This window comes from Dyadobacter sp. Leaf189 (genome assembly GCF_001424405.1).
Taxonomy (GTDB): Bacteria; Bacteroidota; Bacteroidia; order Cytophagales; family Spirosomataceae; genus Dyadobacter.
Genome location: NZ_LMPS01000001.1, coordinates 533,834 through 555,817, shown reverse-complemented (window position 1 = coordinate 555,817; position 21,984 = coordinate 533,834). Strand labels below are relative to the sequence as shown.

The window sequence follows — 21,984 nt, the reverse complement described above, 5'->3', positions numbered from 1 at the left end:
ACAGGGTTAGGTTTTAAAGGGCGGTTTATACAAAATGTAAGCTACGATATTATTTGAAACTATAAAACTTCCATTGGGTTTTGAATTCGCGCTTTAATGCCTGGTTTGTCAGCGTCGCGCGGAGCATTTCGATCGGCATATTATTCTCCTTCATCACAGCGTCATGAAATTGTTGGAAGGTCATTCTACCACTGTCTACCAATTCCTTTTTAAGACTGAAAATCTGCAACCCGCCGATGAGATAGGCGATCTGGTACAATGGACTGTAATTACCCTGAAACGAGCGACGCACTTCGCCTTCCGCATTCGCCCGCTCGTGCCCTACCCTGTCGACCAGAAAATCGATGCATTCCTGCGGTGTCCATTTACCGAGATGATAATTCAGCGAGAAGATAATGCGCGCGCAGCGGTGCATTCGCCAGAACAGCATCCCGATGCGTTCTTCCGGTGTTTTGGCAAAACCTTTGTCATACAGCAACAGCTCCCAGTACAAAGCCCAGCCTTCCGTCCAGAACGGCGTGCCGAATTCCTGGCGGTAAGACTTGTACCGGCTCCGCATGTAATACTGCAAGTGGTGACCGGGTACCAGCTCGTGGTGAACCGTGGAGCGTGAAAAATAAGGATTGTTACCGCGCATACTCATGAGCTTGTCCTCGTGGTTCATGGTATTGGTAGGATAGGAAATGATAATGTCGCGGCCGCCGAGAAAGAACGGATTGATCAGCTGGCGCTCTGGTGTCATCATCTGCATTCCCCAGGTTTCATCAGCGATCTCCGGGTATTGATACAGGTTGTTTTTGGTGATAAATTCCTTCGCATCGTTGTAGAGCTTCATGATCAATGCGGGCTGCTCGCCTTCCGGCACAAAGCTGTTTTTTACCTTTTCCTGTGCCTTTTGCCACTCGTTTCCAAAGCCCATTTCCTGCGAAGCTTTCAGCAATTCTTTGTCGCACCATGCAAATTCCTTGTTAGCCAGCTCAATCAGCTCCTCCGGCGTGTAGCTGATCATCTCAACACCCAGTTGCCTGATCAGCTCGTCGCGACCTATCGGTACTCCTTTAATGCCGCTTTTATCTTCTTTTTGCGTGGTATTGAGCTTGCCTTTGCTTTTGATCGATTTGGCATAAACTGTCAATGCACTGTCCAGAGCCTGGTAAGGCTTCGGCACCCACCAGGTAAACATCGGGTCATAACCATTGTAAAAGTCATAAACCCCTTTCAACCGCTCCTCCATTCCCTTGATCGCGTCTTCTGCGCGGGTAGCGAGGGGCATATCGATATTGTCAACCTTTTTCAGGGATTCGGAAGCGGCATTTACCTCTTTCAAAACTGAATTAAGCTCGGCTGCTACTTTCTGTCCTTCTACGGTAGCCCCGCGCCTGCGCTGTTTTTCCAATGCATAAATTTTGTCTGCAAAGGGAATGTACTTCGTAATGAGGCTGTATTCCTTCTCTTCCTGCGCAAGGCTGAACAGATGGTCATCGATATTTCTTTTTAACAAAATATAATCCACCTTGCCGTAAATGCTCATTGCATCAAAATCCACCTTGGAAAGCCTGGCCAGATAATCCTTATCTACTTCGGTCAGTCTTTTCCGCTGCTCGGGCGAGTTCAATACATAGGAAGGGGCCGCAAACCCGCGACCGCGAACGAGCATAGGAGAGTAAAAAGAACGCACCGCCTGAATATCCGCATCATACTGCATCACCAGCCCGGCCGTCTCGCTGGTTTGCTCGTAAAGGTTGAATTTTGACTTTTGGGCTGAGGAATTGCTGGCAATGCCCGTCAATACTATCGCAAAAAGAAGGTAATAGGAAAGTTTTCCCACGGGCGTGACATATTAAAGGTTAGGAATTATATAGGCTATAATTGTTGCGTGGTGCCTTTTGCCTCGACTGGGTGTTCTACGTACGAGTCGCATTGTGCCCTCCCTTCGACTCCGCTCAGGGTGACAAAGTCATATAGCAAACTAAGTATGCTTTGTCATGCTGAGCGCAGCGGCCGCCGCTGCGGTCGAAGCAACATGCACAACGCTTAATTATACCGCTCAGGATCGTATAACGCCGTACTTACAGAAGTAGCACTTCTATCTGCCAGCTCTGCTACTACTTTGCCGGTTGCCGGGCCGAGGCTGATCCCCATCATACCGTGGCCGCCTGCTACGATCAGGTTTTTCAGTTTCTTGCTATATCCCAGGTAAGGCAGTCCGTCTGGCGAGCAGGGGCGGAAACCGAACCATATTTTCTCTTTGGCAGGTACAGCTACATTCAACTCGGGGTAGTATTTCGGAATTGCATTCACGATCCCTTCCACCCGGTTCATATTGATCTTGTCATTCACGGCAGCGAGCTCCATTGTACCGCCAAAGCGAACTTGTCCGTTCATGGGCGTCACCGCAACGCGGGCTTCGATCAACAAAGCCGGATGTACAATCGGATGCGCTGCATTGGGCTGCATGAATGAATATCCCTTGCCAGGCATAACGGGAATAGAAAGTCCGGCGAGCTTCGCAAGCTGCGGCAGCCAGGTACCGCCCGTCATCACCACGATATCACCTTCGTATTTACCCTGCGAAGTTTCAACGGCCTTTATTTCTCCATTTTGAATGGAATAGCCGGTTACCTCTGCATTCGCCACGACTTTGGCACCTTTTGCTTTGATAAATTTCAGAAGCTGATTAAACAATGCAGTCGGATACAAATGCGCATCGCAATGGTAATGCACCGCACCTGCTACATCAAGCTTCAAGCCGGGCTCAATCGCTTGCACCTGCTCTCTGGAAAGCATTTCCACGTCCAGTCCAAGCTTTTGGGCATCTTTCCCCACGTGGATTTCTTCTTCACCTGCTTTCTCGGTTTTGTAAAGCATTAATATACCTTTTTCCTCAAGACCGAAATCAAATCCTTCTTCTTTCGCGAGCTCTTCATACAATTGCTTACTGAGCAAATGGTAATCGCGCAGGTATGGCGCGGCCCGCTCTACATTAGCGGGAGTTGCGCTTTTCATAAATTTCAATCCCCATGAAATCAGAGAGAAATCCAGGGAAGGTTTTACATAAAAAGGGCTGCGGCTATCAAACATCCATTTAATGCCTTTTGAAACCATTCCGGGTGCAGCAAGCGGAATAAAGTGGCTCGGCACGATCATACCCGCATTTCCATGTGAGCAGTTGTCGCTTAGATCCCCTTTATCGAGCAAAGTCACATTCCAGCCACTTTTCTGTAAATAATAAGCCGAAGCCAGCCCCATAATGCCTCCGCCGATGATTAGCGTGGTGCCTTTTTTGGCTGTCGGCTGTCGGCTGTCAGCTGTCGGCCTTTCGTGGGTGCTTGTCGGATTGATGGTTTGTGTTGAGGAAGTTGACATGGTGTCTTTATTGTTATGCTAAATCAAAAAGCTGACTGCCGACTGCCGACTGCCGACTGCCGAAGTAAAACCAACAGCTTCATCAAATAACCTGAAACCCATACGCGTACGGATCTTCTTCGTCGTCGATGAAAATGTTGTTGTAGCCTGTTACTACGGCCCAGCCTTCGATTCCTGGTATGATCGCGGGTTTGTTGCCTATTGTTACTTCGTCTTCCACAGTTCCGGTGAATTTGGAACCGATAATGCTTTCGTGGATGAATTTGTCGCCTTTTTTGAGCTTGCCTTTTGCGTGCCACTGGGCCATTCTTGCAGAAGTCCCTGTTCCGCACGGCGAGCGGTCAATGGCTTTATCTCCATAGAAAACGGCATTTCTGGCTGTCGAAGTCGGATCGATCACTGCGCCTGACCAAAGTATGTGGCTCAGTCCATTGATATGCTCATTTTCGGGGTGAACAAAGGTGTATTGTTCGTTCAGGCGCTTGCGTAGCACGCGTGACCAGCTGATCAGTTGATCGGCGGTGTAATCTTCCAAACCTTTGAAATTCTCCTGCGGATCGACGATCGCGTAGAAGTTACCTCCGTAAGAAACGTCAACCGTCAATGTCCCCAGGTCAGGGCATTCCACTGTGAGGTTCTCGGCTGCCAGAAAAGACTTGATATTAACCAGCTTGACAGAAGTTACTCTTTTGCCTTCCTGCTTATATTCCACCAACACCAATCCGGCAGGTGTTTCCAGCCGCAGCTTTCCCGGTACTTTGGGCGTTACCAATCCTTCCTGAATGGCAATAGTTACTGTACCAATCGTGCCGTGGCCGCACATAGGCAGACAGCCGCTCGTCTCAATATACAACACGCCAATGTCATTGGCAGGATCAACAGGCGGGTACAGAATGCTCCCACTCATCATATCGTGACCGCGCGGCTCAAACATCAGCCCTTTACGGATCCAGTCAAATTCTTTCAGAAAATGAAGCCTGCGCTCCATCATACTATTCCCATTCAGCAAAGGACCGCCGCCAGCGACTACGCGAACCGGGTTGCCGCAGGTATGAGCGTCGATACAAAAAAAAGTTTTGCGCATTGTTATGATTACTTCGGCTTTCGGCTGTCGGCTTTCGGCCTTTTTTTAATTTTAATAAAACTAGATACCCCGCTTAATAGCCGAGGTACCTAAAAGCTGACAGCCGAAAGCCGACAGCCGAAGTATTTAAACCGCCTCCCTCGTCACCTCATTATTCACCGTCCGCCATATTCCCAGGGGATTAGCGTTTTGCAATTCTTCGGGCAACAGTTCGTCGGGCCAGTTCTGGTAGCTCAATGGTTTTGTGAAACGTTTGATCGAATCCGGACCAACGGACGTGAACTGGCTGATGCTTGAAGATGGGAACGGGCCGCCGTGGTGCATGGATTTGCATACTTCCACGCCGGTTGGGAAATTGTTGAAAATGATCCTTCCGCACTTATTCCGGATCACACTGATCAGTTCAGGATTTTGTGCCAGATCTTCATTTGTCGCGAGTAAGGTAGCGGTAAGCTGACCGTGCAACTTTTCGGCTACTGCCAGTACTTCACTCGCGTCTTTGCATTGAACGATCAATGCGAACGGACCAAAAACTTCGGTTTGCAGCTCGTCATTGATCAGGAAGTCTACACCGGAAACGGTAGCGACTGTCGCTGCTCCGTAACCTTCTTCGGCTTCGGCGGTAGCAGCAGACAGGATCTGCACACCATTCAGCCCGGTTACCTTTTCACGGTTGCTTGTATAACCCTTCGCAATGCCCGCATTGAGCATCGGAGCAGGCAGGGCTTTCAATATTTCTTCATTCAAACTCTCTACAAACTGATCTAAACCAGCGCCCTGCTCAGCGATTACCAGACCGGGATTGGTACAAAACTGACCAACACCTAGTGTTAATGAGCCTGCATATTGCTTCGCCAGTTCTGCCGCTGCTGTCTGCAATTTTCCCGAAAACAGAAAAACAGGATTGATACTTCCCATTTCGGCAAACACAGGAATGGGCTCCGCACGCTTGCTTGCTGCTTCCACCAACGCCAGACCGCCGCGGTTTGAACCTGTAAATCCAACTGCTTTGATCACCGGGTGTGTTACCAATGCCTGCGCCTCCTCATTGGTCTCGCAAAAGATATGAGAAAACGTACCGGCAGGAAAACCACTCTTTTCAACTGCCCGCGATATCGCGTCAGCCATCATTTGCGACGTTTTCGGATGCCCGGGATGCGCTTTTACCACGACCGGACATCCGGCTGCGATCGCGCTGGCAGTATCTCCACCTGCCGTTGAAAATGCAAACGGGAAATTGCTTGCCCCGAAAACAGCTACCGGACCGAGCGCTACATTGGTTTTACGGATGTCAGGCTTGGGCGGAGTTCTGTCCGGATTGGCAGTATCAATGCTTGCGTCCAGGCTGTACCCTTTTTCAAGCGCTTCTGCGTAGCTTCTCCACTGGAAGATCGTCCTGGCTTTTTCGCCTGTCAGTCTCGCCTCCGGCAAATTCGACTCTTCACGGGCAGTTTGTATCAGCTCGGGGCCAAGTGCTTCAATCTCGTCGGCGATCGTGCGCATTAGCTGAATGCGGCGGGCTATCGGATATTTTTGTATTTCTAGGAAGGCTTGCTGTGTTATTTGCAACAGGTTTTCTAGCGTTTTCTGGAATGTGTTCATTTTGATATATTTTGATGTGGCTTGAAAAGGCGGCTCCTGCGGAGTCCTTATTTTCCAAAACTACATTTTATCTAGAAAAGTCCCCTCTGCTAGCCTTGTCACCGATGTTTCGTCACTAGGCGACTGGTTCGCTTGCGGCTGCACCTGCTTGTTACCGATATTACGTCGCTATGCGACTGATTGGCTTGCGGGCTAGTTTTAAGGAATCTTAAACCTGACATCAAGCCCCATCGGGGCAAAATATCGGCACCACAACTATGCATACTTCCACCTGCCCCATCGGGGCAACATATCGGTAACAGCTGCTCTGCATACTCGCACCTGCCCCATCGGGGCAAAACATCGGTAACCGCAACTATGCATACTCGCGCCTGCCCCATCGGGGCAAAATATCGGTAACAGCAACTATGCATACTCGCACCTGCCCCATCGGGGCAAAATATCGGTAACAGCTAATCCGTGACTATGCCAGAGCAGTATCCGCCGTCAGGTTAAGGTAATCGGGCAGCACTGGTTGTGTTTCAATGGCTTTATCGATAATAGCCAGTACCCTTTCTCTTTCCTCACCTTTGAGTACCATTCGGGGCGCACGTACATACGCTGAACCGATTCCGGCTCTTTCCGCGGCCAGCTTGATGTTCTGAACCAATTTAGGGTGAATATCGAGTTCCAGAAGCGGCAGGTACCAGCGGTAAACAGCCAATGCTTCTTTATAGTAACCTGCTTTTACGAGGTTAAAAATAGCAACAGTTTCTTTCGGGAATGCATCTACCAAACCGCCTACAACACCGTCAGCACCCAGCATCACTTCTTCCATGATCAGGGTATCAACGCCGCAGAAAATACGGAAACGATCTCCGAAGCGGTTAAACAGGCGCGTTACATTGCTTACATCGCGGGTAGATTCCTTAATCGCTACGACATTCGGCTCTTTCGCCAGTTCCTCAAACATTTCAAGTGTTACCTCGATCTTGTAATCGACCGGGTTGTTGTAGATCATCAAAGGCAAGGCAGTGCTCTGCGCGATGGTTTTGAAGTAAGTTACGGTTTCTTCGTCATCTGCTTTGTAGCGCATTGGAGGAAGCACCATCAAACCATCAGCACCGATAGTCTCAGCTTCCCTGGCAATGCTCACCGCCTCTGCTGTCGATTGTTCGGCGATACACAGCACGATCGGCATGTTTGCAGGAACCACATTTTTGGCATATTTAACCAGCTCCATTTTCTCAGCTCTGGTGAGGGTACTGGCCTCGCCCAGCGACCCGGCCACGATAGCGCCGCTGATGCCTGCTTCTATCTGGGCTTCAAGATTTTTGCCGAACAGGTCAAAATCAATTGTGTCATCTGCTTTGAATGGAGTTAACAACGCAGGAAAAATGCCATACCAGGATTCTTTGTTCATATCAATAAGTGATGTTGAAAATTCGAATAATGAATTTAATTCAAAGGTAAACGAATCAGGCGACGCTGCTTTCTCATGTTTTAATCAATTATTTACCGATTTTAACCTGGATCGAAATAGTTGCCTTCTTGCATTCATCAGCCTCTATTCTCCCGAAAAACAGATTTTATCGCTATTTTTGACACTCAAAGCAGGTTAATCCTGTTATTCCTGTAATTACAGTTCTACATTCCTTCTTACCCGAAGTCTTAACATTACTATTCAATTATGTCATCTTTTGAAAACAAGAGCGCTATCCGTGTACTGGTTGTAGGTTGCGGAAATATGGGCGCTTCGCATGCATTTGCTTATCAGCTGCTGGACGGTTTTGAAATCTGCGGGATCGTTTCTACCGGCAAAAGCAAAGAGGTTTTGAACGAGAAACTCGGCGGCGGTTACAGCCTGTACAGCGACTACGAAACTGCATTGCAGGAAACAAAGCCTGATGCCGTTTGTATTTCCACTTACCCGGATACCCACGAGGATTTCGCGATCAAAGCACTGAAAGCGGGCGCGCACGTATTTATTGAAAAACCGCTGGCCGATAGTGTTGAAGGCGCCAAGCGTGTCGTTTCTGCGGCAATCGAAGCTGGCAAGAAGGTGGTAGTGGGGTACATCCTGCGGGTACATCCGTCTTGGGCAAGATTTGTGACAGAAGCACAAAACCTGGGCAAACCGCTGGTTATGCGTATGAACCTGAACCAGCAAAGCCACGGCTATATGTGGGGCGTACACCGGAACCTGATGAAAAGCCTGAGCCCGATCGTGGACTGCGGTGTACACTATATTGATGTAATGTGCCAGATGACGCGCTCGACGCCACTTCGCGTGAATGCGATCGGTGCGAGATTGACAGAAGATATCCCTGCAGGAAATTACAATTATGGTCAATTGCAGATCTGGTTTGAAGACGGTTCAGTAGGCTGGTACGAAGCTGGCTGGGGACCGATGATCAGTGAAACTGCCTTTTTTGTAAAAGATGTAATCGGACCAAAAGGCTCTGCTTCCATTGTTGCCAAAGATGCGGGAGGTGCTGGTAAATCTTCTTCAGTGGAGGCGCACACCAAGACTGAGTCGATCCGCATTCACCATGCTGACCTGAACGACAAAGACGAATTTACACAGGAAGATACCTGGATTAACCTGGAAGACGAACCCGATCACCAGGAACTCTGCAACCGCGAGCAGCTGTATTTCCTGAAAGCAATTACCGAAGATCTTGATCTGTCGGAGCACTTGGAAGATGCAGTAAGAAGCTTACAGATCGCATTTGCATGTGATGAATCGGTACGTACGGGACGCACTGTGGATTTGATCTGATCAGCCGCAAGCCGGTAAATACATAGCAGTACAAAAAAGCCTCTTTGCAATATTGCAGAGAGGCTTTTTCTGTTTAATATCGTAAGTAACCTCTTGATTATTAACGTCTTAAAGGCCTGATTAAGTTGAAATTATGCAAACGTTTGCACAAATAATTATGTTTTGGCTATCGTAATAATAAAACTATGTTATAATATTGTAACTCCTTTTTAATACTTTATAATAATTCAAGCTGACACCATCAATTTTAAAGAACACTAAAGGAGCTGTTAGCAATCTGCTAAACTTCGCACCCGTGGTCAGAAAAGGCGTTTCATCACCGTACCTCCGTGATTAATTGAAAGAACTTGCCGGATTAATTTGAAAATCTTGAAAAACAATCAGCGCATCATTCTGGCCAAACCTAAATAGGAATAAAATCACATTTAATATCACTCTCATCGTTCTATACTCAATTTAACCAAAAATCCTTCTATGACTAAAAAATGAGCCAAGCTACAAAACCTAATTTATGAGAAACGTTTAACTAACCTTTAAATGAAAAATACCAATACCAAACAATGGTTGTTCCGCATGCGGGGCATCCGGAATTCTCTAGTACTCCTGCCCGCACTTTCATGTTCGGTCGTGGCAATGGCAGGTGTAGCTAATAACAACCGCACTTCAACTGTGATCGCAATCGATAAGACGATCAAAGGAAAAGTAACAGACAAGGAAAATGGCGAGGGACTACCTGGCGTGAACGTTGTTTTGAAAGGTACCAGCACCGGAACAACAACAGACGGCACAGGAAACTATACACTGACTGTACCTGACAATGGCGGAACACTTGTGTTCAGCTTCGTTGGATATGTAGGTCAGGAAGCAGAAGTAGGCAACAGAACTACAATCGATCTGGCAATGGAATCTGATTCCAAAGCACTTAGCGAGGTAGTTGTAATTGGTTACGGTACTGCCAAAAAATCTGATTTAACAGGTTCAGTAGGCTCGGTAAAAGAAGAGCAGCTGAGAGAAAGACCAACTCCTTCATTGAACCAGGCATTGCAGGGTAAAATCTCCGGTGTACAGGTGAACGTGAACTCCGGACGTCCGGGTGGTCGTTCCAACGTACGTATCCGTGGTTTCAGCTCGATCAACTCTTCTAACAACCCATTGTATGTGGTAGATGGAGTTATGCTGCCGCAGGGTAACCAGAACCAGCAAAGCCAGGCGATCGACTACATTAACCCAAATGATATCGTATCGGTTGAGGTTTTGAAAGACGCATCTTCTACTGCGATTTACGGAGCAAGAGGAGCAAATGGTGTGATCATGATCACGACCAGAAGAGGTAAAGCCGGCGAAGGCGTTATCACTTACGGTCTTGACCTGAGCGTACCTACTGCTGGTCCTAAGAGAGCGAAAGTTTTGAATGCCCAGGAGTATCTGGACGTTGAAGATCTTTCCTACAGAAACATGGAGAAGTTCGACAAGGCAGGTTGGGACGCCGGCAAGTATTTAACACATAATCCGCAGGTTCGCCGTGCAAAGCTGGCACTGGACCACCCTGATGTTTTTACAGTTACGACGAACCCTGACGGTACAAAAAAATACGCTCCTAACTACGACACCAACTGGTTTGACGAATCTACCCAGCACCGTGTTTCTCAAAACCACCAATTGGGTTTTAGCGGCGGTAACAACAAAACCACCTACTCGCTGTCACTTAACTACCGCGACGACCAGGGTCTGATCAAAACATCTTACCTGAAACGTTATGCAACCCGTTTCAGCATCGATGATCAGGTTAAAAAATGGCTTCGCATCGGAGGTACATTGAGCTACAACAATCAGGCGGAGAACCTGGTAGATATCAACGACGCAGTGCCTCGTCAGATGGTGGAAGATTTTCCTTTCCTTCCTGTTAAATATCCTGACGGGACATTTGCAAACAACCGTGACTATCCTGGTGCAGAAGGTGCTTTCAGCTCAGTTCACCGTTTGAACGGACGTAAATACAACCTGAACACGCAGACTACATTGGGTAGCCTTTATGGAAACGTTACCCTGGCGCCTGGTCTTGAATTCCGCTCGGTGCTTGGTGTTAACATCATCAACCAGGAAGTAAACCAGTCACAGACCCGTACTTTGACTCCTAACGAATTGGGTACTGCCAGAAAAGAGAACAGAAAAGAGACTTTCTGGTCTTGGGAAAACTTGTTGACTTACAACAAAACATTCGGAATCCACTCCATTAATTTGCTTGGAGGTATTTCATGGCAGGAAACCAATATTTCAACTACTGCTATTGGTGCACAAAGCTTCTCTACTGATTATTTCGGTTTTGATAACCTTGGTGCCGGTGCGGTTCTGCCTTCTTCGAATCCATATCTTTCAGGTGCTTCACGTTTTGCATTTAACTCTTACTTCGGTCGTGCAAACTATACCTTGCTTGAAAAATACCTTTTCACAGTAACAGGTCGTGCGGATGGTTCTTCGAAATTCGGGGATAACCACAAATTTGCATTCTTCCCTTCTGCTGCATTCGCATGGAAAGTATCTGACGAAGAATTCCTGAAAGGTAACACGCTTATTTCAAGCTTGAAACTTCGTACCAGCTACGGTTTGACAGGTAACTCGGAGATTCCTCCATACTCGTCACTTCCTTTGCTGAGATCTAACTACGCAGCTGTTTACGGTGACACACGTATCGGCGGAACCGGTATCAACAGGTTGGCGAACAACGATTTGCGATGGGAAAAAACCGCTCAAACCGACGGAGGTCTTGAAATTAGCTTCCTGAAAGGAAGAATCTCTTTCGAGGCTGACTACTACTACCGCAAAACAACCGACATGCTTCTGGATGCACCAGTTCCACGTACAAGTGGCTACGCGGTGATCAGAAAGAACATCGGTTCAATGGAGAACAAAGGTTTTGAATTTGCATTGAACACAGTAAACTTTGAGAGAGCTAACTTCTCATGGAATACCAACTTCAATATCTCGTTCAACAGAAACAAAGTATTGTCGCTGGCTACACCGGCTGATATCTTCGGAGTGGGTGGTCCTTCGATCACTAACCAAACCAGCATCCTGCGTGTAGGAGAGCCGGTGGGTGCATTCTGGGGTCTTACCCGTCTGGGTACATGGAGCGAAGCGGAGGCTGACGAAGCTGCTAAATTCACCAGCTACCGTGGTAACCTGCAAATGCTGCCTGGTGATATCAAATACAAAGACCTGAACGGCGATTACAAAATCACTGACGCCGACCGTTCGATCATTGGTAATGGTAGTCCAAAAGGCTGGGGAACACTTTCCAACTCTGTGCGTTTCGGAAACTTCGATATGACACTTGACCTGCAATTCTCGTACGGAAACGACCTGATGGACATGAACCTGCACGCTAGTGAAGACCGTCAGGCGCTTGCCAACAGCTACGCAACTGTACTGAATGCATGGACTCCGCAAAATCAGAATACAATGATTGCCCAGATCCGTGATACAAAAGCAGGTTACGTGACGAACGTAGATACGCGCTGGATCTTTGACGGTTCATTCCTACGTGGACGTAACTTGTTGTTCGGGTACAATTTCCCGTCGGAAATTGCCAGCAAAATGAAAATGAGCAGACTGAGACTTTACGTATCGGCTCAAAACTTCTTCCTGCTTAGCAAATACCCACACGGTGACCCAGAGCAAACGCCTATCCGTGGTGGAGATTCAGACAACGTATTCTCGCAAGGTATGATCTGGCACAGCTATCCAAGACCAACCACTTACATGGGAGGTATACAGGTATCATTCTAACAACCAGATTATTGGGATTATCAAAAATGAAATTCAGTATGAAACTATATAATAAAAACTTTTCTAAGCTACTGCTTTGCGCGGCGATCCTGCTCGGCCCGACAAGCTGCTCCGACTTCCTGGACGAGCAAGACCCGTCGAACCTTCAACCGGATACGTTCTATACCATTCCTGATCACGCGGAAGCGGCTGTTGCTGCTACTTATGCAGAGATGCGTTTCTACGGACAAGGTGCTGGTATTTTCTCAGCCAACTGGCAAATGCTGGAAGCCGTAACAGGTACAGCAACAACAGAAACCGGCCAGAACTCGGATCTGAACAACTTGTATGCATTGATCTACGATGGAAACACAGGTCACATCGCCAACTTCTGGAATGGTCTGTACCGCGTAATTGCGAATGCAAACCTGGCGATCGAAAAGATTCCTGGTATTCAGTTCCCTGCTGCAAATGAAGCGCAGAAAACACGCTTGATCGGTGAGGCAAGATTTCTCCGTGCGTGGGCGTATTTTTATGTGGTAAGACTTTGGGGTGACGCGCCTTTGATCACAAAGCCGCAAACTGCCGGTTCAGAAGATTTCTTCCCAACCAAAGCACCTCAGGAGGAAATTTACAATCTGATCGTGGAAGACCTTGCTGCTGCCGAAGCTGCTGGTCTGGCTGATTTCAACACCAACGGACGTGCTTCTAAAATGGCTGTGAAGTCGTTGATGTCAAAAGTATATCTGACAATGGCTGGATTTCCTTTGAGCAAAGGCGCATCGCACTACAAGCTGGCTGCTGACAAGGCACTGGAAGTGATTAACTATTCAAAAGCGAATCCTTCTACGCTGAATCTGTTTGCTACCTACAAGGAATTGCACCAGGAAAACCTGAAAAACCGGGTTGAGCACATCTTCCAGATCCAGTACAACACTGTAGTTGAACCTTTCCCGTTGAATGACTTCTTCCCGAACTTCAAGGCGGTAACCTATGCGGGTCCAAGTGGAACAGGAAGTACTGTACCTACGCGTTCGTTCTATAATTCTTACGAGACAGGCGACCTCCGAACCAAAGATCAGGAAGGCTGGTTCTACACATCTTACTATGAAAATGGTACAGGAGCTAAGTTTGATCTTGGACAGCCTTACGTATTCAAGTATTTCAACATTGCAGCGCTGGGTGGACCTGGTATTACACCAACAAGGCTTAATAACCTGAATGTTAACCAAATTCGCTTTGCAGAAGTATTGCTGATTTATGCAGAAGCTCAAAACGAACTTGGTGGCCCGAATGCAGAAGCATACGATGCCTACAAGCGAATTCGTGACCGTGCACAGCTGAAAACACCTGCAATGGCAACATTCTCGAAAACGAGTTTCCAGGAAGCAGTTTGGCGCGAGCGCTGGTATGAATTTGCATACGAAGGTATTACCTGGTTTGATATGGTACGTCTTCGTAAAGTGTTCAACGAAACCACTAAAGGCTTTGACAATTTCGTTGGTCACCGCAACCTGAACGTATCAGGCGGAGCTCCTTTGCTTGAAAGACACCTGCTGTTCCCCATTCCCATCCCGGAAATCAGAAACAGCCCGAAACTGACCCAAAACCCGGGTTACGACGGATAGTCTATAAAGTTTTGCAGGAGCCGGTTCCAATTTGGGGCCGGCTCTTTTTGTTTTAAGCTATATATTGGCAGGATCAATCTTGAAAGAGAAAAAGCGTTATAAAGACTGCGGCAAGAAGATCATCGTATGAAAATTTGGAAGTTTACTTTCTGGCTCCTGTTAATCCTTGCATTGCATACTGCAAAGGCGCAGGTTGCGGTCTTCTCGCCGGTCAACAACCAGGTCATGCAGCGGGATAGCAATGGCCGGGCGCGCATTCCGGTTACAGCTTACGCCTATTTTCCGTATTCCAGTATTAAGGCTTCGCTCTTTCCTGTTGAAGGTAACTCCAATGCGGTAAAAGAAATGACATTGCCAGGAGAGCAAATCAGTCAGGGGTTTCTCCATTTTGATTTCAATGTAGAAAGTGGCTGGTACCAGCTTAAAATAATCGCCCGCTCCGATCAGGGCATTGTGGATTCGGTTATAGTACCGAGAGTGGGTGTCGGAGAAGTTTTTCTGATATCAGGTAACTCCAATGCAATGGGACTGCCCGGCCTGGGTGCCAAAGATGCTTCTTCCAATGTGATCTCTTTCAACAAAACCAACAAAACACTCAACAGCGAAAATATCACGGTAGCCCCTGATGCGCCGATGCCGGCACCTGCATTTGAAATACTCAAAAAAGACAATTATGTATTCCCAAATGGCGAAACTGCCTGGTACTGGGGCGAACTGGGCGTAATACTCTCCCAACGCTGGAAATGCCCCGTATTGTTTTTCAACACTGCCTGGGCTGCCGCCAATTCAGAAAATTACCGCGATGCGGCAAGTGGCAAAGATGCTTACAATCTTTATGTAGGTAAGTTCTGGCCGAACCGTCAGCCTTACAGTAATATTATCAATACCATCAAATACCTGACAGCTTCTTCCGGCGTGCGCGCTATCCTGTTCTCTCACGGTGAAAACGACGCGCAACTGGGCTTCAAGGAAAATGATTATTTCAATTCGATCCGCACATTGATTGAAAACAGCAGGCGCGATACGGGCTACAACATTCCCTGGCTGGTGGCGCGGAACTCGGTGAGCCAGCTGCTGCCCAATCCCTATCTGCCCGTTTTGGAGGCGCAAAACCGATTGGCAGAGTTACCCGGTTTTAATGTATTTAAAGGACCTTACCTGGATACGGTACAGATCCCCAGACCAGTTTCCGGCCATTTTGAAAGTCTCCCTGGCGGAGTACCCGGACTTACCCTGGCCGCGACAGCCTGGAACCGCAGCCTGTCCGACTCGCTGGTTAAACAGCTTCATCCGGTACAGCCCGCATACTCCATTCACACCGGCGTAGTGCCTGCACTAGCCTATCCCGGCGCTGCTTTTTCACTTCCCTACACTGTGAATGAGAATGTAGTTAATCCATTGATCCAGGCGGAGCTGCTTGATCGGGAGGGAAATTTTGTGGATACATTAACTATTGCAAATAACAACCCGCTACGCATTCAGCTCCCGCGGGACCTTGCCAACGGGACTTACCGCATCAGGCTGGCTGGGATAAATCCCACTCTTCCCGGCAGCGTTTCCGATTCATTTTATGTAGACAGGAGCTATTCCCAGGTCGATTTTGTCAGCAGGATTTCAGCCCGGCCTGCCGGCACATCGATTTATGTTCCGTGGCTGCTGGCAGTAGACCCTCAACTTCGTGAAATAACGTTACAGAAAACAACCGACGGGATCAACTACTCCGATCTTCAAACATTCAATACGTCACAGACACAGTCGGAGGTATTTGGGTATAGTGACACTGACGCAGAATCCGATGCTATTTTTTACCGGTTAAAGATGCAGTACAATAGCGGCAGTACCTCGTTTTCGCGCGTTGTCACATTCTTCCGGAACGTTGGCCCCGCAGATTTTACGGTATTTCCGAACCCAGTAGGTCGCGGCATTTTTTACTTGAAAACCAAAAAAGAAGAACCCGTTTCATGCAAGCTTTTTGACGCAGCCGGGCGACAGCATCCCATTCATTTTTCAGACCGTGAAACGATCGGATTAATTACAGTAAGGCCAGTTGAGGTACTTCCTGCAGGTATTTACATTTTGAAAATTACCACCGCAACTAGCAGCGTTTCCCGGCGGGTCCTGGTAAAATAAAAAAGGCAGAACTTAGTTCTGCCCATTCTTATTCGCATGTAACTTTTCTCTATTCAAACAGGTTACCCAAGCCCCCGATAATGGAGCCGCTTTCTTTGTTTGCATTTGGTCCGGCAGTGGAAAGCCGCTGGATCAGCTTGGAAATCGGCATAGACTGGATCCAGCAACGACCGGTACCGCGCAAGGTTGCCAGGAACATTCCCTCGCCGCCAAATACCATGGATTTGAGTCCGCCTGAACGCTGGATATCGAAGCTCAGTGATTGCTCAAACGCCACCACGCAACCTGTATCTACGCGCAGTGTCTCATTGTTGAGCTGGCGTTCCATTACCACGCCTCCGGCATGCACAAACGCCATTCCGTCGCCTTTGATCTTTTGTAAAATAAAACCTTCCCCACCAAACAACCCTGAACCAAAACGCTGGTTGAAGTGGATTTTCATGCTGGTACCCATTGCAGCGCAGAGGAAACCATCTTTTTGCACGATCAGCTCATTTCCATAAATCTTGGAAAGGTCGATCGGCATAACAGTTCCCGGATAAGGAGCCGCAAATGCCACCTTTTTCTTGCCTACACCGCGATTCGTAAAGTGCGTCATAAAGAGCGACTCCCCGGTTATCAGACGGGTACCTGCCTGGAAAATCTTGCCCATGATGCTCTGGTTTGCTTCGGAACCATCGCCCATCTTGGTTTCAAACTGGATACCGTCCTCCATGAAGAGCATTGCGCCGGCTTCTGCAATCACGGTTTCGTTAGGGTCAAGCTCGATTTCTACAACCTGAATATCGTCGCCGATAATCTTGTAATCAATTTCGTGTGAGATCATTTTTCGTAAAGGTTATCAGTAAAATATCAATCACTACATTAAACCACGTCATTCCTCGCTACTCCTCTTCTTCCTCTTCCTCGGATGTTTTCTTCTTCGACTTACGCGTTTTTCTTCCCGGAATATCCTCCCGGTCGCGCAGCTTCTTGTCGTCCACATTCTTGTTCAGAAATTCATTGATCTTATCCATATCGAAGCTCGTTGTAATCTCTCCGAATGAATTGATCTGAATGTCAAAACCATCCAGGTCTTTATGCACCCTCGGTTTCTCGGAAACCGGTTTGGAAGAATCGTTTTGTTTCTTTTTAGCCATTTTGTTTAAAGGGCAACAGAATTACTCGCGTAACCTGGATTTCAATGTTTACGAAAATAGATATTGTCAACCTGCAACCAACAGAAATTGATTGTTCGGTAATATAAATGCTATGCCAATCGTATTTGCTGTGACAGGCGGTTCAAAGCGTTTTCGAGCCGCTGTACTACTTCCTGCTTCCCTAGTATTTCCATGATGATCATCAGGTCGGGGCCGGCACCTGCGCCGGTAACTGCAAGCCGGAGTGCCTGCATTACTTTACCCATTTTGATTCCAAGCTGCTCCATCGTTGCCGATATCACTTCTTTGATCTCATGCGCTGTAAAGTCTCCGTTGTATGCTGCGAAAGCATCTTTCAAACCATTGATCGCGGTAACAGCTTCTTCATTCCATTTTTTCAATGCAACCTCCGCGTCGTAAGTCTCAGGCGCGCTGAAAAGGAAGAGCGACTCGCTCACGATCTCTTTCACAAAATGCACCCGCTCTTTCAGTAAATGAACGATCTGGGTAAGCTGGCCGCTGGTTACTTCTATACCTTGTGCAGCGTAAAGCGGTTTAAGCTGGTCAATCACAGCCTCGTCGCTCAGTTGTTTCAAATATTGCTGATTGAACCAGTTGGCTTTTTGGATATCAAACCTGGCACCCGCTTTATGCACTCTTTCGAGGCTAAAAGATTGGATCAGATCTTCCATACTGAACAGTTCCTGCTCGGTACCTGCATTCCACCCAAGCAATGCAAGGAAGTTCGCAGTAGCATCTGGCAGGTAACCTTCCTCCCGAAAACCTTTTGCTTTGTCACCCGTGTTAGGATCGGTCCATTCCAATGGGAAAATCGGGAAACCGCCCAGGTCTGCGTCACGTTTCGAAAGCTTTCCGTTTCCGTCTGGTTTGAGCAAAAGCGGCAAATGCGCAAACTGCGGCATTGTGCTCTCCCAGCCCAGGTATCTGTATAACAAAACGTGCAGCGGAGCAGAAGGAAGCCATTCTTCCCCGCGGATCACGTGGGTGATTCCCATTAAATGATCATCCACAATATTGGCAAGGTGGTAAGTCGGCATACCGTCGGATTTCAGCAGGACTTTGTCGTCGATCTGCGATGAATGCACCACTACCCAGCCGCGTACCAGGTCATTAAACCGGATTTCTTCTTTCGGACTGATCTTCATCCGGATCACATAAGGATCGCCGCTTTCAATTCTTGCCTTGGTTTCGCCGATAGACAATGTCAGTGAATTGGTCATTTCCATGCGTGTGATCGCATTGTACTGTGCTGCTGCAACTTTGGCTGCTTCCAGTCGCTTCCGCATTTCGTCGAGCTGCTCGGGAGTATCGAAAGCATAGTAGGCTTTTCCCTCCAAAACCAGGCGCTCGGCGTATTCACGGTATATTTCTTTTCTTTCTGATTGCTTGTACGGCGCATGCGGACCGCCTTGCTGCGGACCTTCATCGATCCCGATACCCAGCCAGGAAAGCGCTTCCAATATGTAGTTTTCAGCGCCGGGAACAAACCGGTTCTGATCTGTATCTTCAATACGGAGCAACATTTGCCCACCTTGCTGCCGTGCAAAAAGGTAGTTATACAAGGCGGTACGAACTCCACCAGCATGCAGCGGCCCCGTAGGGCTGGGCGCAAATCTTACTCGAACTTGGGGTTTTGACATTGGTTGGAATATTAATACTTAAATTTTGTCATTATTGCGCGGTTGTTGTCATCAATGACAAAAACAACACACTACTCTACTGCAATCACTGAAATCTCCACATTCACATCCTTTGGCAGCCTTGCTACCTGAACTGTTTCACGCGCAGGAGGCTCCTGGGTGAAAAAGCTGCCGTAAATTTCATTAACAGCGGCAAAGTCGTTCATATCTTTCAAAAAGATGCTGGCTTTCACCACGTTCTGAAAGCCAAGCTTCGCTGCACCCAGAATGTGACCGATGTGCTGCATGACCAAACCCGTTTCCGCTTTGATATCGCCCGACTTGGCAGCTTCTGCAGCGATCTGGCCCGACACATAAAGTGTTCCATTCACTTTTACAGCCTGGCTGTAAGGACCAATCGGTGCCGGTGCTTTATCTGAGAATATAATTTCTTTTGGCATAAGTAATAAAGAGTTGAACCGTAAAATTACCAAATAATGGATGCAGATGAAGTTAGCCAGCCTGAAAAAGCGCTTTGAGCTCAGTAGCATCTGCGGGGTTCATCCTGTTGGCGAGTACCAGCCGCAATTGGCGTCTTCTGAGTGCGCTGAGATACAGCTCGTGTTCCTCGTCGGTTTCAGGTTCCAGCGGCGGAACTTCAATGGGCCTTCCATTTTGGTCTACGGCGACGAATGTGTAGAATGCACGATTGGTACTCACCCGCTCGCCTGCCGGTATATCCTCCGCCCAAACTTCCAGAAAAACCTCCATCGAAGAATTGAAAGCACGCGTAACCTTGGCGCGCATGGTCACGATATTGCCCAGGCGGATCGGTTCGGAAAAGGACACATTATCCACTGAGGCTGTCACCACAATGCGGTTGGAATGCTTCTGCGCTGAAATTGCGGCACAAATATCCATCCAATGCAGCAGCCGCCCGCCCATCAGATTGTTCAATGTATTGGTATCGTTTGGAAGTACCATTTCGGTCATTGTTACCTCCGACTGGTGCGGGTGCTTTGGTTTCAGCATGATGTTTTTTGAATAAACTTAAAATTTAGGGCAACGTGTTTTCTTTCTTTCCCTGGCCTGCATCCGGTTCCCAATCCGGTAAGCTGCCTTGGCCTGCAGAAATAAGTAGCTGTCTTTGCTGTCCGGATTTCCCCGGCTGAATCCCGGCTGCCGGGCAGGCTGGCCGATCTCGGGAGCTCGGTCGGAAAGTCGGCGCGCGAGATCGCTGGGCAGTAAGTCGGGACTTGGGTATACGGTACTTACATCGTCGAGGTAATCAGAATTGACAAAATTATTGCAGATCTCAAGACCAAGGTCAAACCGCTCGGTTACCTGAAAAGATACGCCGATACCCGCTGTAAAAACGAGCGGGAGCCTTTTGTACTTGACACCTTCGGTAGTTAGCGGCGCCAGTTTTTGCCAGGCACCGTCGATCTCTGCTTTCGGGTTCAGCAAGGTAAAACCAATGCCGCCCAGTAGATAGGGATTAACCCGCGCCTGCCGGTTAAAGGAAAAAAGGTCTGCCTTGATGCCGATATTGAGATCCGGGTTGAATGTCTTGAAAGAAAGGTTATTCTGGAAGTTCTTGGAGTATTGCTGATCTGCCTTTACGCCATAAAACCGGAGCTCTCCTCTTGCACTGAAATGCTCTGTCAACCGGTACAAGGCACCAATGGAAATGGCTGGCCCTAATCCCAAATGCTTCATACTTACTCCGTCACGCAAATCGCCCATGTAATAGGCAACGCCCACGCCGGCTGTTAAACTCAGATCCCCGAACGGACTAACATACCGCCCTCCAAACCGGGACCTGCCTTGTGCATTACTGTTTGAAATTGTTCCAAAAACCAGGATCAAAATGGTTGCCGCAACCAGCCGGAACGTTTGGGTAGACTTACTTCTCATCCCTCAAAAATTTTAATACTTACTAGAATAATGGCTTATCCGAATAGTTTGTAATAACGACCAATTTCAGAAAAAGAGGGAAGGTTAACGTGCGTAAATATATTACTCTTGCCTTAATAAGTTGCTTTTGGGATTTGGCATAAAACAAAAAAGCCGGACTAAGCCGGCCTTCTTCTTCATGGTGAACTTTAAACGATCACTCCCCTCTTTTCACAGAGCTCGCTCCGGAGGTACTGGAATGAATATCTTTTGCGCCGCCCGAATAGCGGACGCTGCTTGCGCCGGAAGCTTCTGCGTGCACGGCATTGCTTGCAAATACTGCCGCGCTGCTCGCTCCTGATGCATCTATATTAACTTCTTTGGTTTGAAAATTGCTGCCGCGGAATGAAGAAGCACCAGATACTTCTCCGTCCAGAATATCACAATTACCATTCAATGTAAGCGACGACGCACCTGACAAGTCCATAGTCACCTTCGCAGCCGTGAGATCCATATTGACCTTGGAGGCACCGCTCACTTCGATTTCCATGTTTTTAACGCCTGAAAATCTAGCTACCTGCGCATTGCTGGCTCCTGAGAAATCAACACCCTGCAAATTCGGCATTGTAATACTTACATTCACTGTTTTCCGGTTTCTGTTCCAGCCATTTCCCTTGTAACCCAGTTTCAGCTCGCCACCCGAGATATTGGCTTCCATATCCTGAAGATCCTCTTCCCGGCCCGTTGCGGTTACACTATAGTTACTGCCTTGTTTCACATCAATTTTGAATGCACTGCCCATTGCCAGCCTGTTGAAGTTCGAAACGTTGAATTTTCTGGTTGTCTGCGCTATCGAATTGAGTGAAACTGCAACGAGCGCGAGCAGGGTAATGTGAAATACAAGTGCCTTTTTCATGATAATGATCTGTTAGTTTTTCGAAAGATGAATCCGCTTTACCGAAAGTTGCACGGA

Annotated in this window: 16 protein-coding genes; 4 read left to right on the top strand and 12 right to left on the bottom strand. The window is 47.8% G+C overall.

Annotation, left to right across the window (positions count from 1 at the left end; all coding sequences use genetic code 11):
• Positions 1–49: 49 nt before the first annotated feature.
• The 5 genes from ASG33_RS02475 to ASG33_RS02455 form a co-directional block, all read right to left on the bottom strand.
• A complete protein-coding gene (locus ASG33_RS02475) occupies positions 50–1,705 on the bottom strand; it encodes a DUF885 family protein (protein WP_409012506.1) in 1,656 nt (551 codons plus the stop codon).
• Positions 1,706–2,034: 329 nt separating this feature from the next.
• Positions 2,035–3,366, bottom strand: coding sequence for an FAD-binding oxidoreductase (locus ASG33_RS02470; RefSeq protein WP_082489067.1), 1,332 nt, complete (start codon positions 3,364–3,366; stop codon positions 2,035–2,037).
• Between the two features lie 82 nt (positions 3,367–3,448).
• Positions 3,449–4,450 (bottom strand): 4-hydroxyproline epimerase, encoded by a 1,002-nt coding sequence (locus ASG33_RS02465; protein WP_056279903.1) that lies wholly within the window; start codon positions 4,448–4,450, stop codon positions 3,449–3,451.
• Positions 4,451–4,576: 126 nt separating this feature from the next.
• Complete coding sequence (locus ASG33_RS02460) at positions 4,577–6,052, bottom strand: aldehyde dehydrogenase (NADP(+)) (RefSeq protein ID WP_056279901.1); 1,476 nt, start codon at positions 6,050–6,052, stop codon at positions 4,577–4,579.
• A 463-nt stretch (positions 6,053–6,515) separates the two neighbouring features.
• Complete coding sequence (locus ASG33_RS02455) at positions 6,516–7,454, bottom strand: dihydrodipicolinate synthase family protein (protein ID WP_056279899.1); 939 nt, start codon at positions 7,452–7,454, stop codon at positions 6,516–6,518.
• 267 nt (positions 7,455–7,721) lie between these two features.
• Between ASG33_RS02455 and ASG33_RS02450 the strand changes: the two genes are divergently transcribed.
• The 4 genes from ASG33_RS02450 to ASG33_RS02435 all read left to right on the top strand — a co-directional run bounded on the left by ASG33_RS02450 (position 7,722) and on the right by ASG33_RS02435 (position 16,336).
• Positions 7,722–8,813 carry a Gfo/Idh/MocA family protein gene (locus ASG33_RS02450; RefSeq protein ID WP_056279897.1) on the top strand — a complete coding sequence of 364 codons (1,092 nt, stop codon included), beginning with the start codon at positions 7,722–7,724 and terminating at the stop codon, positions 8,811–8,813.
• Between the two features lie 537 nt (positions 8,814–9,350).
• A complete protein-coding gene (locus ASG33_RS02445; protein ID WP_056279895.1) occupies positions 9,351–12,599 on the top strand; it encodes a TonB-dependent receptor in 3,249 nt (1,082 codons plus the stop codon).
• 38 nt (positions 12,600–12,637) lie between these two features.
• Positions 12,638–14,206, top strand: coding sequence for a RagB/SusD family nutrient uptake outer membrane protein (locus tag ASG33_RS02440; protein ID WP_409012495.1), 1,569 nt, complete (start codon positions 12,638–12,640; stop codon positions 14,204–14,206).
• Positions 14,207–14,332: 126 nt separating this feature from the next.
• Complete coding sequence (locus tag ASG33_RS02435; RefSeq protein ID WP_056279891.1) at positions 14,333–16,336, top strand: T9SS type A sorting domain-containing protein; 2,004 nt, start codon at positions 14,333–14,335, stop codon at positions 16,334–16,336.
• Between the two features lie 49 nt (positions 16,337–16,385).
• Here ASG33_RS02435 and ASG33_RS02430 read toward each other — a convergent pair whose 3' ends face one another.
• From ASG33_RS02430 to ASG33_RS02400, 7 genes are all read right to left on the bottom strand, one after another.
• Positions 16,386–17,162: a TIGR00266 family protein gene (locus tag ASG33_RS02430; RefSeq protein WP_056279888.1), complete on the bottom strand. Its 777-nt coding sequence runs from the start codon at positions 17,160–17,162 to the stop codon at positions 16,386–16,388.
• Between the two features lie 58 nt (positions 17,163–17,220).
• Complete coding sequence (locus tag ASG33_RS02425) at positions 17,221–17,475, bottom strand: hypothetical protein (RefSeq protein ID WP_056279886.1); 255 nt, start codon at positions 17,473–17,475, stop codon at positions 17,221–17,223.
• A gap of 110 nt (positions 17,476–17,585) precedes the next feature.
• Complete coding sequence (gltX, locus tag ASG33_RS02420) at positions 17,586–19,136, bottom strand: glutamate--tRNA ligase (protein ID WP_056279885.1); 1,551 nt, start codon at positions 19,134–19,136, stop codon at positions 17,586–17,588.
• Positions 19,137–19,207: 71 nt separating this feature from the next.
• Positions 19,208–19,576, bottom strand: a complete 369-nt coding sequence (locus ASG33_RS02415; protein WP_056279883.1) for a Rid family detoxifying hydrolase — start codon at positions 19,574–19,576, stop codon at positions 19,208–19,210.
• A 52-nt stretch (positions 19,577–19,628) separates the two neighbouring features.
• Entirely contained in the window at positions 19,629–20,147 is a 519-nt protein-coding gene (locus ASG33_RS02410) for an acyl-CoA thioesterase (protein ID WP_056279880.1), read from the bottom strand.
• Between the two features lie 18 nt (positions 20,148–20,165).
• Positions 20,166–21,032, bottom strand: coding sequence for an outer membrane beta-barrel protein (locus ASG33_RS02405; RefSeq protein ID WP_082489066.1), 867 nt, complete (start codon positions 21,030–21,032; stop codon positions 20,166–20,168).
• 196 nt (positions 21,033–21,228) lie between these two features.
• Positions 21,229–21,927, bottom strand: coding sequence for a head GIN domain-containing protein (locus ASG33_RS02400; RefSeq protein WP_056279878.1), 699 nt, complete (start codon positions 21,925–21,927; stop codon positions 21,229–21,231).
• Positions 21,928–21,984: the final 57 nt, after the last annotated feature.

Coding starts and splice junctions, on each gene's coding strand:
- ASG33_RS02425 (WP_056279886.1), bottom strand. CDS start 17,475: ATGGCTAAAAAGAAACAAAACGATTCTTCCAAACCGGTTTCCGAGAAA.
- ASG33_RS02410 (WP_056279880.1), bottom strand. CDS start 20,147: ATGCTGAAACCAAAGCACCCGCACCAGTCGGAGGTAACAATGACCGAA.
- ASG33_RS02405 (WP_082489066.1), bottom strand. CDS start 21,032: ATGAGAAGTAAGTCTACCCAAACGTTCCGGCTGGTTGCGGCAACCATT.
- ASG33_RS02415 (WP_056279883.1), bottom strand. CDS start 19,576: ATGCCAAAAGAAATTATATTCTCAGATAAAGCACCGGCACCGATTGGT.
- ASG33_RS02440 (WP_409012495.1), top strand. CDS start 12,638: ATGAAACTATATAATAAAAACTTTTCTAAGCTACTGCTTTGCGCGGCG.
- ASG33_RS02430 (WP_056279888.1), bottom strand. CDS start 17,162: ATGATCTCACACGAAATTGATTACAAGATTATCGGCGACGATATTCAG.
- ASG33_RS02450 (WP_056279897.1), top strand. CDS start 7,722: ATGTCATCTTTTGAAAACAAGAGCGCTATCCGTGTACTGGTTGTAGGT.
- ASG33_RS02470 (WP_082489067.1), bottom strand. CDS start 3,366: ATGTCAACTTCCTCAACACAAACCATCAATCCGACAAGCACCCACGAA.
- ASG33_RS02460 (WP_056279901.1), bottom strand. CDS start 6,052: ATGAACACATTCCAGAAAACGCTAGAAAACCTGTTGCAAATAACACAG.
- gltX (WP_056279885.1), bottom strand. CDS start 19,136: ATGTCAAAACCCCAAGTTCGAGTAAGATTTGCGCCCAGCCCTACGGGG.
- ASG33_RS02475 (WP_409012506.1), bottom strand. CDS start 1,705: ATGCAGTATGATGCGGATATTCAGGCGGTGCGTTCTTTTTACTCTCCT.
- ASG33_RS02400 (WP_056279878.1), bottom strand. CDS start 21,927: ATGAAAAAGGCACTTGTATTTCACATTACCCTGCTCGCGCTCGTTGCA.
- ASG33_RS02445 (WP_056279895.1), top strand. CDS start 9,351: ATGAAAAATACCAATACCAAACAATGGTTGTTCCGCATGCGGGGCATC.
- ASG33_RS02455 (WP_056279899.1), bottom strand. CDS start 7,454: ATGAACAAAGAATCCTGGTATGGCATTTTTCCTGCGTTGTTAACTCCA.
- ASG33_RS02435 (WP_056279891.1), top strand. CDS start 14,333: ATGAAAATTTGGAAGTTTACTTTCTGGCTCCTGTTAATCCTTGCATTG.
- ASG33_RS02465 (WP_056279903.1), bottom strand. CDS start 4,450: ATGCGCAAAACTTTTTTTTGTATCGACGCTCATACCTGCGGCAACCCG.